The 12,986-nt window shown below is 40.7% G+C and carries 10 protein-coding genes; 7 read left to right on the top strand and 3 right to left on the bottom strand.

Annotated features, from left to right (window positions below; translation table 11 throughout):
* Positions 1 to 11: 11 nt before the first annotated feature.
* From BN3912_RS02260 to BN3912_RS02250, 3 genes are all read right to left on the bottom strand, one after another.
* Entirely contained in the window at positions 12 to 665 is a 654-nt protein-coding gene (locus BN3912_RS02260; RefSeq protein ID WP_023984361.1) for a NigD1/NigD2 family lipoprotein, read from the bottom strand.
* Complete coding sequence (locus BN3912_RS02255) at positions 662 to 1,810, bottom strand: 1-acyl-sn-glycerol-3-phosphate acyltransferase (RefSeq protein ID WP_023984360.1); 1,149 nt, start codon at positions 1,808 to 1,810, stop codon at positions 662 to 664. The genes BN3912_RS02260 and BN3912_RS02255 overlap by 4 nt, the downstream gene beginning before the upstream one ends.
* Before the next feature lie 405 nt (positions 1,811 to 2,215).
* Positions 2,216 to 2,992: a DeoR/GlpR family DNA-binding transcription regulator gene (locus BN3912_RS02250; protein ID WP_023984359.1), complete on the bottom strand. Its 777-nt coding sequence runs from the start codon at positions 2,990 to 2,992 to the stop codon at positions 2,216 to 2,218.
* Positions 2,993 to 3,947: 955 nt separating this feature from the next.
* On the opposite strand from BN3912_RS02250, the gene glpA reads away from it, so the two are divergent.
* From glpA to BN3912_RS02215, 7 genes are all read left to right on the top strand, one after another.
* Positions 3,948 to 5,573, top strand: coding sequence for an anaerobic glycerol-3-phosphate dehydrogenase subunit A (gene glpA, locus BN3912_RS02245; protein WP_036859454.1), 1,626 nt, complete (start codon positions 3,948 to 3,950; stop codon positions 5,571 to 5,573).
* Positions 5,570 to 6,814, top strand: coding sequence for an anaerobic glycerol-3-phosphate dehydrogenase subunit GlpB (gene glpB, locus BN3912_RS02240; protein ID WP_023984356.1), 1,245 nt, complete (start codon positions 5,570 to 5,572; stop codon positions 6,812 to 6,814). Before glpA ends, glpB begins: the two co-directional genes overlap by 4 nt.
* Positions 6,815 to 6,819: 5 nt before the next feature.
* Positions 6,820 to 8,094 carry an anaerobic glycerol-3-phosphate dehydrogenase subunit GlpC gene (gene glpC / locus BN3912_RS02235; RefSeq protein ID WP_023984355.1) on the top strand — a complete coding sequence of 425 codons (1,275 nt, stop codon included), beginning with the start codon at positions 6,820 to 6,822 and terminating at the stop codon, positions 8,092 to 8,094.
* A gap of 200 nt (positions 8,095 to 8,294) precedes the next feature.
* Positions 8,295 to 9,794 carry a glycerol kinase GlpK gene (glpK, locus tag BN3912_RS02230; protein WP_023984354.1) on the top strand — a complete coding sequence of 500 codons (1,500 nt, stop codon included), beginning with the start codon at positions 8,295 to 8,297 and terminating at the stop codon, positions 9,792 to 9,794.
* A 10-nt stretch (positions 9,795 to 9,804) separates the two neighbouring features.
* Entirely contained in the window at positions 9,805 to 10,569 is a 765-nt protein-coding gene (locus tag BN3912_RS02225; RefSeq protein WP_023984353.1) for an MIP/aquaporin family protein, read from the top strand.
* Between the two features lie 60 nt (positions 10,570 to 10,629).
* Positions 10,630 to 11,595 (top strand): HAD family hydrolase, encoded by a 966-nt coding sequence (locus BN3912_RS02220; protein ID WP_023984352.1) that lies wholly within the window; start codon positions 10,630 to 10,632, stop codon positions 11,593 to 11,595.
* 83 nt (positions 11,596 to 11,678) lie between these two features.
* Positions 11,679 to 12,971, top strand: a complete 1,293-nt coding sequence (locus BN3912_RS02215; protein ID WP_023984351.1) for a histidine-type phosphatase — start codon at positions 11,679 to 11,681, stop codon at positions 12,969 to 12,971.
* Positions 12,972 to 12,986: the final 15 nt, after the last annotated feature.

The raw sequence follows: 12,986 nt of genomic DNA, 5'->3' as shown, positions 1-12,986 counted from the left end.
GTAACAAAAAGCTAATAACTTACAGTTTTTTCCACTTTCCCATTATAGGTATTAGCGGACAAGTGGAACGTTGTACCTTCAGAAGTCCCCTGTAGCGGAAGACTCATATACCCCTTGCTGCTGTAATATTCGGGTACTCCATTCTGCTCATGGAATATACGAAGATACATTTCTTTACGGCCATTGGTACGATTGACAATAGAATCGCAGACCAGTCCGATGCGCTGTGTGCGATCTGTCGTACCATCTTTTCCGGTTTTTACCGAAAAACCGACGTTCAAATATTTACGGTTTCGACTGATCCATGCGCTCTCGAACGTGAGCTTATCCATAAAAACAGTGTCGATATCCGACGCTTTTTTACATGCAACTACAGGTACACTCCGTACCGACACCGGCTCTGCACGCCCATTTACATGATTGTAATATAGCAAACAACGATAGAGAGAATCGGGCGTTTGTGCCCATGAAACCTTCATATACGGTTGCATCGAAAGCGTATCACCATCGTCTGTAACCACATAATCGAAAACTCCGGCAGCAGAAGTGTGAGCTTCTACGAAATCGGAACGCAGATAAGAATACTTTCCATCTCCTGTCTTATAATGCTCGGAATGGCATGAGATAAACAACAGTATTACGGTTAACAGCGTTCCGCTCCTCATTGTGCAGCCAAATAATTGATGGCAGGATTAGCATACATTGTCAACATATACTGTTTCAAGTAAGCCTCGTCACGATTCGGAATATCAATCTTAGCAAGTTGTCCGGCAAGATATTGTTCAAAGGAAGTCTTGTCTTCGGCAGTATAATGGGACATATATTCCGCTGTTCCGTGTAACATATCGAGTGCAATATAGTTACAAGGATACAAACGATAATTCTTATGTATGGCATGATCAATATGTTCTGCTACTGTTCTGAAGATATCCGCTTTCGGTTGTGTAGGCTCCAAACGCCCGATAAAATCATCGATACATGGTGTACAATGATAGTGTATCTGCCCTTTATAGCCAAATATGCCAACCTTCATGCTTTCCAAATCATCCTCCGGCCCTTTCTTCCAATCCGGCATATCACGCTTACATTGAGCCTCACGTGCTTTCAGGAAATCGCATGGATCGAACTCATAGGAAATAGACAACGGCACAAGATGAAGTTCTTTCAATCTTTCTATAACATTTCCATTACCACCCAATACCATCATTTTCAATATGGCATCTTGCGTACGGTCATTAGAATCTTTGCATCGCCCTTCGCGCTGGGCAATCCACAAATTCTCTTTTTTCTCCGTAATAGCAAAGTGCATGTAGTCTGCAAGACGCTTACTCGACCTGAGTTTCTCACTTGTCAGTAAGCCTCGCTCTACCTTAAAAGATTTATTGATACGTACCAAATCGCTCACCCAAGGAATAAAAAGCAGGTTATCTCCTATTGCAATCTCGCATGTAGTGGTAAAACCGACATCGATCAGCAGCTTGGCCAGCAAAGCCGAATCGAGAACAATATCCCGATGATTACTGATAAAAGTATATCTTGATGTATTGTCTACTGCAGAAGCATCCATATCGCAGCCTCTGCTTGCCTTTGCCAACAAGTTCTCAAGGAATGGATAACAAAAAGCTTTTTGGAATTCGAGATTGGTCTTACACGAACGCATCTTTGCCGCAATAGCTTCAAAAGATACTTCGGGCATGATATATGTTATAACCATCTTGAACTGGGGATTGCTTAACAAGCGTTCGTACACCGCTGGTAATTCTTCCGGTTCATACGGGCGAATTTCATCAAACTCTGAAGGGATATTCATATAATAAAGTATTTTAAGCCAATGTTCGACTCATTATTTTATTGAGAGTATAACAGACAATCATCGGTCGAATGACACAGAAAACCTATTATAACCCGATAATGCAATCATAGTTGTTAAATAGTGTGCGCCTGCCTTTAAGAAATGGGAAGAACATTTTTAACATACCGTTCGGCCCTTTGTTTTTCATATCGGGCATCCACACCCCGCCTGTCAAGTTTCAGTATCTGAAACATGTACAGAAGCACATATTACCGTTTTAGTCATTAAAGGATATTAACACATTATATTTAAGGACAAAATTAGCTAAAAACATTTACATCCGCAAGCATTTTGACTAAAAAGAACGCATTCTTAGTCTTTATTTAACCTTGCTTATGTAATATGCGAAAAATTGTAATTCTTTTATAATAATTTCGCTCCGGCAACGATAAGTTCGATACCAAGTTCCTCTATCTCTCTAACTATGGGAGAAGGTATCTTGGTATCAGTGATAATAACGTCGATATCTTCTATATTTCCTATCTTGGCAAACCCCCGTCTTCCGAACTTACTCGAGTCGGCAAGAATAATCGTTTTCTGCGCTACATGCATCATCTTCCGGTTCAATTCGGCCTCACGAATATCGGTAGTAGTAAAACCGAAATCGAAGTCTATGCCGTCTACACCCAGAAAAAGCTTCGTAAACGAGCAATCCTGCAGTATGGCATCGCAATACTGTCCTACTACCGACAGACTGCTATGGCGCACCATACCCCCGAGTTGTATTATATCAATGCTATCGTTCTGGGCCAATATTTCCGATACTTGTAGAGATGCAGCCACCACCGTAAGCCTATGAATAGGCCGTATTTGTCCGGCTAAGGCATGCATAGTAGTACCCGAACCGATGATAATAGAATCGTCACGTGTGATAAGTTTAGCAGCCTCTCTGCCTATTCCCTGCTTCTCTTCGGGGAATAGCTTTTCTTTTTCGTTCACAGACCGGTTGCTTGCAAAGGGATTGATAACGATGGCTTTACCATGACTACGGTAAAGTTTACCCTCTTTTTCTAACTCCGTAAGGTCTTTTCTAATAGTAACGGATGAAACATCAAGAATTTCCGCTAAATCGGAAACCAAAACCGAGCCCTGCTTCAAGAGCTGTTCGAGAATTAACGACTGTCTATCTTCTTTCGTCATGCGGAATACGAACATTAAAATTCACAAATCATTGTCGACTAAAAACAGACCGAACGTATCGAAAATATCTCTCGTATAAAATGGCCGGTCTTATTTTTTTGCAAAGATAGTGCAAACCGATTGCAATCAAACATACTTGAAATTGCAGAGGCACCACCTATTTTATGCAAAGATAAGAGTTTTACAAACGAGAAATTACAAAACAAAACTATTTAACAATATATTAACACTATCGTAAACAGAAAATGGAAAAAGCAAATCTACACGTATCCTATATACTAATCAATCGATATGCATATCAGCAACAGACAGTATATATGCCTCCACTAAACACCCTATCTATATCGATAGGCATTGCAATAAGTTGACAGACTTCGCCTATTTTACACCGGCCATACAATATATTTGCACGAGGCATATCTCAATACGATACGAAAAATAAATATCCTTTTCAGGATATCCGGCACACATTTTCCACTACATTACTATCATATCATCATACTAAAAGCAACCATATCTCAATGATCATCAATAAATTAAAAAAACACAGACAAATGGCAGAATATATGCATCCTTTTAATTTTCTCTGTTTTTGAATAGTAAATCAACGTAAAATACAGAAACCACAAGAGTGTAAGCCCACTACATTTACGTTGCGAGGAAGCTCCTCTTTCTCTCATAACCTATGGAAAACAGGCTACAACATTCACCATTCAAATCTTCTTAGCAAATGGTATAAAAAGAACAGTAGCCTACAAACGAAAGAGAAAAGTAACAAGATTGAAGAAATATAGTTAAACTATATTAATAACAGAACTATATTTTCGAATTAATACTTATCTTTGTTGCAATCAAAACAAAATATGTTTCGAAAACAAAGTAAAATAATATAAACATCTTTCATTCCATAATAGAGAATTTGCTTCTAACCTTATACGACTATCGACAAGATCAAATGAACAAGGATATTAATAAACATTATGACGTTATCATTATAGGTGGTGGCATTACAGGTGCCGGTACAGCACGTGATTGTGCCCTAAGGGGCTTACGTGTTCTATTGGTAGAAAAGCTCGACTTCACCAATGGAGCCACAGGACGCAACCATGGTTTGTTGCACAGCGGTGCACGATATGCCGTGACAGACAAAGAATCGGCAACGGAATGTATTCGGGAAAACATGATATTACGCAAGATCGCGCGACATTGCATAGAAGAAACGGACGGTCTTTTCATAACCTTACCGGAAGACGACATCAGCTACCAAGCGACTTTTGTCAAAGCATGTACCGAAGCCGGCATCAAAGCCATCACTATTTCTCCCGAGGAAGCAAGAAGAATAGAGCCCGCTGTAAATCCCGATTTAATTGGCGCAGTAAGGGTTCCCGATGCCTCTGTAGATCCTTTTTTTCTTACAACAGCCAACATTCTTGATGCACGTCAGCACGGTGCAGAAGCCCTGACGTATCACGAGGTTACGGCTTTAATCATCGAAAACGGCAGAGCCGTTGGTGTAAAACTCCGTAACAACAGAACGGGAGAAGTATCTGAAAAACATGCAGAAGTAATCATCAACGCTGCCGGTATCTGGGGAAATCTTATTACCAACATGGCAGGGATACAGGTAAATATGTTTCCTGCTAAAGGTACATTGCTGATATTCGGCCATAGAGTTAACAACATGGTTATTAATCGATGCCGCAAACCTGCTAATGCAGATATATTGGTACCCGACGACACCGTATGCGTAATAGGTACGACAAGCGATCGGGTACCCATAGAGACCATTGATAATCTGCAAATAACGCCAGAAGAAGTAGACACACTGATAAAAGAAGGCGAAAAACTTGCCCCAAATCTCGCCACAACTCGAATACTCAGAGCCTATGCAGGGGTAAGACCATTGGTAGCAGCAGATAACGATCCGTCGGGAAGAAGTATCAGTCGGGGTATCGTATGCTTGGATCATGAAATACGAGACGGCCTTGCCGGTCTCATTACAATTACCGGCGGTAAGATGATGACTTACCGGCTGATGGCAGAAAAAGCTACCGACCTTGCCTGCAAAAAATTGGGCGTAACGAAAATATGTGAAACTGCTACCACGCCGTTACCCGGTTCCCAAGGATTGTCTTCACGCGAAAGTAGCAAAAAATACACCACGGCTCATAACGCTGCAAGCGGTCGCCAAGGGCATCTTGCTCAAGAGATAAGCGCCTCGAGTGATGAAGACAAAGCTCTTGTATGCGAATGCGAAGAGGTGAGCGTGGGAGAAGTAAAGTATGCAATGGATAAACTTCATGTACACAACCTTATAAATTTACGCCGTAGAACCCGAACAGGTATGGGAACATGCCAAAGCGAATTATGCGCATGTAGAGCCGCCGGAGTAATGTGCTCCGTAAGTAACAATCCGGATGAAACGTTGGCAGACTTGGGCAGCTTTGTCAACGAAAGATGGAAAGGCATGCGACCTGTTGCATGGGGAAGATCATTAGACGAGGCCCAACTTATGGCAACGATATACGAGGGATTATGCGGAATTGACGCTTTTGCAAATAGAAAAGAGATATCAAAATGAGATTTGACGTAATCATCATAGGAGGAGGACTGAGCGGTCTGACTGCCGGAATTGCTTTATCTAAAGCCGGCAAGAAGGTCGTTATTATTTCTGCGGGGCAGAACAGCCTGCATTTTCACTCGGGTTCTTTCGATTTATTGGGCTATACACCGAATGGTGAAATCGTTGATAAGCCATTAGACGGGATGCAGACATTGGGTGTAAATCACCCGTATGTCAAGATTGGAATAGACAACATTCCTCTATTGGCAGATAAGGCACAAGAATTGTTGACGGAAGCAGGCGTTAAAGTTATAGGAAACACAGAACAAAATCATTACCGGCTGACACCAGTAGGAGTAATGAAGCCCACATGGCTCACAGCTGAAGAGTTAGTAATATCGGAGACTTATAACCGACTACCGTGGAAAAAGGTAGACATTGTCAATATTAAGGGGTTCTTGGATTTCCCCACGGCATTCTTGGCAGCCGGCCTGAACAAATATGCAACGGAGTGTGAAATCAAGACTATCTCCACCAAGGTTACCGATAATGCACGCCGAAGTCCTACAGAGATGCGTGCAACGAATATTGCAAAACTCGTCTCCAATGATGAAGATATTGAGACAATCGCCCAACAATTAAACCTTATCGAAACCGACTCCGAACTGTTTATTCTGCCCGCAGTATTGGGATTCAATAACAGAGAAGCCATTGAGAAACTGCATTTATCGACAAAGAAACCACTCAAAATGGTTGCAACATTGCCCCCCTCGGTTTCAGGGGTGCGAGCCACAATCTTGCTGAAGAAATTATTTACCCGATACGGAGGAACCTATCTCCTTGGCAACACCGTAGTAAGCGGAAACATAGAGAATGATAAAATTGTCAGTATACAGACCGAAAAAATGCAAGACGAAGACTTTGAAGCAGAATATTTCATATTGAGCTCAGGCTCTTTCCTTAGTCATGGTCTATCGAGCAATTACCGCAGAATATACGAACCTGTATTCAATCTTGATGTTGATGCAGCCCTTTACAGAGCCGATTGGTCGAAAGAATACATCTTCGACTCACAACCTTACATGGAATTCGGAGTGAAGACAGACGCACAATTCCACGCAATGAAAGGAGGGAAAACTATAGATAACTTATACGCAACCGGTTCCGTGTTGAGTGGGCACAATAATCTAAAATTGGCCGACGGTACGGGCGTATCGCTTCTAACGGCACTGAAAGTCGCTGAAAATATATTAAAATAGCAGATATGGGAAATGGAATACAATTGAAAAATATCAGTGAGAACAACCTTGAGCAATGCCTCAAGTGTTCTATCTGTACGGCCTACTGTCCCGTATCGGCCATTACGCCGGAATATCCCGGCCCGAAGCATTCCGGTCCGGATCAGGAACGTTATCGACTAAAGAACCCTAAATTCTTTGATGAGGCTCTGAAATTGTGCCTCAACTGTAAAAGATGTGAAGTAGCATGCCCATCGGATGTGAGAATTGCGGATATCATTCAATCTGCACGAGGCAAATACAGTACACACATACCGAGTTTGCGCGACAGAGTATTGGCTAATACAGATTTTGTCGGTAGTATGGCCACAGTCTTTGCACCTATTATAAATACGACTTTAAGACTGTCGCCTGTCAAGGTTATCATGGACTCTACAATTGCCGTAGACAAACACAGGACATTTCCTGCGTATGCCTCTCAAAAGTTTGAAACATGGTTTAAAAAGGAAGCAACCCCACAGCAAAACAAGTTTACGAAGCATGTAAGTTATTTTCACGGCTGCTATGTAAACTATAATTACCCGCAATTGGGAAAAGATTTAGTTAAGATCATGAATGCTATAGGCTACGGAGTACACCTTTTAGAGAAAGAGAAATGCTGTGGTGTTGCTCTTATTGCGAATGGTTTATCTAAACAGGCAAAGCGACAAGGCAAAATAAATATTGCATCGATACGCAAATCTATCAAAGATCAAGGCCGTATCGTACTTACGACAAGTTCTACCTGCGCTTTTACCATGCGCGATGAATATGAACACGTTCTCGGTCTCGAAACCGCTGATGTGCGTGAAGGTATCACACTTGCCACCCGTTTCATTTATAAACTTATAGCAAGCGGAGAAGTAAAACTTGCCTTCAGATCGGATTTTAAGAAACGTGTAGCATATCATTCAGCCTGCCACATGGAAAAGTTAGGATGGATACCGTATAGCACACAGCTGTTAAGAATGATTCCGGGAATTGACTTTTTTATGCTGGATTCTCAATGTTGCGGTATTGCCGGAACCTACGGATTTAAGAAAGAAAATTACCAGCGTTCGCAAGAAATAGGCTCTTCTCTCTTCAAACAAATAAAGGAAGAAAATGTAGATGTTGTTTCAACCGATTGCGAAACGTGTAAATGGCAAATAGAAATGTCTGCAGGAGTAAAAGTAGAAAACCCTATTTCACTCTTGGCACAAGCCATAGATGTAGAAAAGACAAAAGAAATAAATTCGCAGAAAGGAGGAAAAATTAAATAAAAATATTTTGAAGACATTGACCTAATGTTTATATTTGCCTTAATCAAATATGATGCAGATCAAAACGGAAAATCTTAACACTAACCAAACTTTATTATCAAAAGAACGAAAATAAATATACCTTACGAATTTGTGCAGTATGCGTGTTAGGCACGATCTACCAAACCAACATATACGGCACTCTATTAACTAAAAACGATATGGAACAATACATTCTATCATTAGATCAAGGAACAAGCAGCTCAAGAGCTATTGTTTTTAATCATGAAGGCGAAATCTGCTCATCTGCACAAAGAGAATTTACACAATATTTCCCTCATTCCGGTTGGGTAGAACATAACCCTCACGAGATTTGGGCATCCCAAGCATCTGTTATAGCTGAGGCTATTTCCAAAATCGACATCAACGGTTTGAACATTGCCGGCATAGGTATTACCAATCAACGAGAAACAACTATTGTCTGGGATTCCGAAACAGAAGAGCCTGTTTACAATGCTATTGTTTGGCAAGATCGCCGTACATCTGAATATTGTGATCAATTGAAAGCCGAGGGCAAGATCGATTTTATCCGCAAAAAAACCGGATTGATCGTCGATGCATATTTTAGTGCAACGAAAATTAAATGGATACTGGACAATGTTCCCGGAGCACGTACCCGTGCTGAACAGGGAAAATTAATGTTCGGCACTGTAGATAGCTGGTTAATTTGGCGGCTTACTCGTGGCGAAATACACGTAACCGATGTAACGAATGCGAGTCGTACGATGCTCTTCAATATACATACTTTGGACTGGGATGACGAGTTGTTGCAATTATTCAACATACCTCGCTCGATGATGCCGGAAGTAAAATCTTGCAGTGAAGTTTACGGACATACAAAAACAACGCTATTTGCTCATAAAGTTCCTATTTCAGGAATTGCAGGCGACCAGCAGGCTGCCTTATTCGGTCAGATGTGTGTAGAACCCGGGAGCGTAAAAAACACTTACGGAACTGGCTGTTTCTTGGTTATGAATACAGGAGAAGAACCTGTAGAATCGAAGAATAATCTTCTTACCACTATAGCATGGAAAATTGGAAATAAAGTTACATATGCTCTTGAAGGTTCTATTTTTGTCGGTGGTTCTGTTGTACAATGGTTGCGAGACGGATTAGGCATTATCAAATCGTCTGATGAAATAGAGGCCCTTGCGTCTACTGTCACAGATTCCAACGGAGTCTACTTTGTACCTGCATTAACTGGTTTGGCTGCACCTTATTGGGATCAATACGCAAGAGGACTTATTTGTGGAATTAGCCGTGGAACTACTGCTGCACATATAGCAAGGGCTGCTTTGGACGGGATTGCTTTCCAAACATACGATATTGTAGAAGCTATGATGCGGGACACGGGTACAGCAATCAAAGAACTAAAGGTAGATGGCGGTGCGTCGCGTAACAATTTAATGATGCAATTCCAAGCAGACTTACTAAACACGGAAGTTATCCGTCCGAAGATTACAGAGACTACCGCGCTCGGTGCTGCATACTTGGCAGGACTCTCAGTAAACTACTGGAAAGATATTGATGAGATTCACCGGCAATGGAAAGTGGAACGGAAATTCTCATCGAACACAAATAATACAGAAGCTATTATGAAAGCAAAAATAAATTGGGCAGATGCTGTACGGAGAACATTAACTGAAGACAATCAACATTAATAATAATATTATGGATACGATTCTTTTTCACAACTGTGCTTTGGAACTCCTCGGTACGTTTATAATGATCCTGATTGGCGATGGAGTAGTAGCTTGTGTATCTTTAAATAAATCTAAAGGACAAGGAGCAGGATGGATAACCATTACCATAGCTTGGGGCCTTGCTGTTATGTGCGGAGTATTTATTGCACATAATTCAGGTGCTCATCTTAACCCTGCAGTCTCTGTAGGATTGGCTCTTGCAGGCATGTTTAAATGGGGATATGTTATCCCGTATATAATCGCACAACTGGTTGGAGCCTTTTTAGCTGCGATCACGGTCTACCTATTCTATAAAGATCACTTTGATATAACGGAAGATAAGATGACAAAACTAACTATCTTTTGTACCATGCCTGCAATCGCAGGTCATCAGAAGAGAAATCTCTTTTCCGAGATTGTGGGAACTTTTGTTCTTCTGTTGCTCATTATTGCTATAGCTCAAAATAATTATCCCGTCTCAACAGGTAATGCTTCAATGAACCTTGGTGGTATCGGTGCCTTTCCCGTATCTTACGTTATCATCGCAATCGGTATGAGTCTTGGGGGAACAACAGGATATGCTATAAATCCGGCACGCGACTTAGGCCCGCGCATTGCACATGCTTTTTTGCCCATTAAAGAAAAAGGTAGCAGTGGTTGGAACTACAGTTGGATACCTGTAGTAGGGCCTATTGTAGGTGCTTCATTGGCTGCATTTATCGGATTCATTTTCAATCTTTGCTCTTTCTTATGAGTTCAATCGTTTTCTAAACGAAAATAATATTCAACTAATGTTTAACTTAAAAAATCTGTTATGAGTAACTTAACATTAAAAAAATGGATGTCTTTGACATTCGTATTCCTGCTTGTAAGTTTGATGCAAGTATCTGCACAAACTTTTCAATATCAAAAAATTGCAGGATGGAGTGATGCTACTAACGCTAAATTAAAAGCATTCTTGGAATCTACCGTTCCTATGAATACACGTAAAGTTGCGGTGTTTGACTGTGACGGAACGTTATTCGGACAATGTCCTCATTATTTGGCAGATGAAGCACTTTATGATTATGCGAAACGTATGTATGCCGGAAAGAATGACAAAAAATCCAAAGAAAAGATGGAAATTGTGAACCAGCTTCTTCATGGAGATAATGTAGGGGTAGAATACGTACAAAATCGCATCAAATTCCTAAGTGGTATGACAACAGAAGAAATTCAACGCCTCGGTGATGATATGTTCCATCAGAAATACCAAAATAAATTCTATCCGCAGATGAAAGCACTACTTGCAAATCTGAAAAATTATGATTTTGAGCTCTGGATTGTATCTGCATCCCCCGAACTGCTTTACCAACGATTCTGTGAACAGCAATTAGGTTTTATGCCAGATCGTATTCTTGGTGTACGTTCATTGGTTACAGTTGATGGTGTAACCACCGATAAAATGGTATTCCCAGTTCCTCAGGATGAAGGTAAGGCTGAGGTTATCAATACGTTTATCAAAGCTCGTCCACTTTTTGCAGCAGGCAATAGTCGAGGTGATATGGAAATGATGAATACATCTGTCGGATTGAAACTAATGCTCAATCCAGATAACAAGAAAGCTGAAAAAGTTATGGGTGGAAAAACTGCAAAAGCTTATTGGGAATCTGATCCTAATTGTATCATCGAATACGTACGCGATGTTCCCGAAGGAAATCATAAGTATGTTTGTGATGAAGATGGTGTAAAAACTAATGCAGCCACCGACATTACAGATGCAGCTGTAGTAGTTTACTAATCGATATAGCGTCATGTCTATCTTTTGTAACATGACGCTAATTTAATTATCACCCAATTCTTACTTTTTAAATTCTCATTACAATGAAAAAGAATTTCTTTTCTTACATTTTGTTAGCGATAATATTATTTCCGCTTACATTATTTGCACAAAAGCAACGTTCACAACAGTTTAAAGATAATTACACACTAAAAGGAGTAGTTATCCTTAGCCGCCATAACATTCGTGCCCCATTATCAACCAAAGGCAGTCTACTTGAAACTATAACATCTCATGAGTGGAATCACTGGTCGGCGGGTGCAAGCCAGCTCACATCACGCGGAGGTGTACTTGAAACAATAAATGGTATCTATTTTCGGAAGTGGGCAGTAGACGCAGGACTTTTTCCAGAAAACTATGTACCCAACAGCGATGAAGTAAATATCTATGCCAACAGTATGCAGCGTTGCATAGCTACCGCTCACTATTTCACTACCGCTTTCTTTCCTGTTGCCAACGTTACAATAAACCACCGTTATTTACCCAGCAAAATGGATCCAGTGTTCTTTCCGAGACTTACAAAAGAAAGTGAATCTTTCAAAGCCGAAGCCATGAAGCAAATTGCAGCTATGGGAGGTAAAAAAGGTATTATAGGTATCAATGAGGGATTAAAGAAAGCTTATGCCATAACAGCAAATGTTCTTGATTTAAAAACATCTCCAGCCTGCAAAAGCGGAAAGATATGTGCATTCGACAACTATAATACAGAAATTATTCTCAAAAGAGGCGATGAGCCCCGAATGAAGGGATCATTGAAAGATGCGAATACATGTTCCGATGCTCTGATACTCCAGTATTATGAAGAGCCAGATGCAATGAAAGCAGCTTTCGGACACAACATCACTTTAGACGATTGGATACAGATTGCAAAGATCAAAGATGTTTATGGCGATGTGTTGTTCAGTGCACCTATTGTAGCCGTAAATGTAGCACATCCATTACTTACTTATATGTATGATGAGCTAAATTCAGAAAATCGTAAATTCACATTCCTTTGTGGACACGACTCTAACATTGCATCAGTACTAGCCGCCTTGGGAGTAGAGACATACGAGTTACCCAACTCAATAGAAAAGAAGACACCTATTGGTAGCAAAGTCGTTATCGAAAAATTCGTTGGAAAAGATGGTAAAGTCTACTGCGACGTCAATCTCGCTTATCAGTCTACCGATCAATTACGGGGTATTCGTATGCTTGACCTTAGCAATCCGCCCCAAATATTCCCGATTACTCTGAAAGGTTATACAAAAAATGCCGATGGGCTATATACTCTCGAAGATGTAAACACCTGCTTCATGAAAGCTATCCGTGCTTACGACAACATCAAAGATGAATAAAAAATAAAAATAAAG

This window comes from Prevotella phocaeensis (assembly GCF_900065875.1).
Taxonomy (GTDB): domain Bacteria; phylum Bacteroidota; class Bacteroidia; order Bacteroidales; family Bacteroidaceae; genus Prevotella; species Prevotella phocaeensis.
Note: the sequence above shows the minus strand (reverse complement) of the source record. Positions and strands in the feature narration are given on the sequence as shown.

Excerpts from the sequence above, each read along its gene's own strand:
- BN3912_RS02250 (WP_023984359.1), bottom strand. The coding sequence starts at position 2,992 with ATGACGAAAGAAGATAGACAGTCGTTAATTCTCGAACAGCTCTTGAAG.
- BN3912_RS02225 (WP_023984353.1), top strand. The coding sequence starts at position 9,805 with ATGGATACGATTCTTTTTCACAACTGTGCTTTGGAACTCCTCGGTACG.
- BN3912_RS02255 (WP_023984360.1), bottom strand. The coding sequence starts at position 1,810 with ATGAATATCCCTTCAGAGTTTGATGAAATTCGCCCGTATGAACCGGAA.
- BN3912_RS02260 (WP_023984361.1), bottom strand. The coding sequence starts at position 665 with ATGAGGAGCGGAACGCTGTTAACCGTAATACTGTTGTTTATCTCATGC.
- glpA (WP_036859454.1), top strand. The coding sequence starts at position 3,948 with ATGAACAAGGATATTAATAAACATTATGACGTTATCATTATAGGTGGT.
- glpC (WP_023984355.1), top strand. The coding sequence starts at position 6,820 with ATGGGAAATGGAATACAATTGAAAAATATCAGTGAGAACAACCTTGAG.
- BN3912_RS02220 (WP_023984352.1), top strand. The coding sequence starts at position 10,630 with ATGAGTAACTTAACATTAAAAAAATGGATGTCTTTGACATTCGTATTC.
- glpB (WP_023984356.1), top strand. The coding sequence starts at position 5,570 with ATGAGATTTGACGTAATCATCATAGGAGGAGGACTGAGCGGTCTGACT.
- glpK (WP_023984354.1), top strand. The coding sequence starts at position 8,295 with ATGGAACAATACATTCTATCATTAGATCAAGGAACAAGCAGCTCAAGA.
- BN3912_RS02215 (WP_023984351.1), top strand. The coding sequence starts at position 11,679 with ATGAAAAAGAATTTCTTTTCTTACATTTTGTTAGCGATAATATTATTT.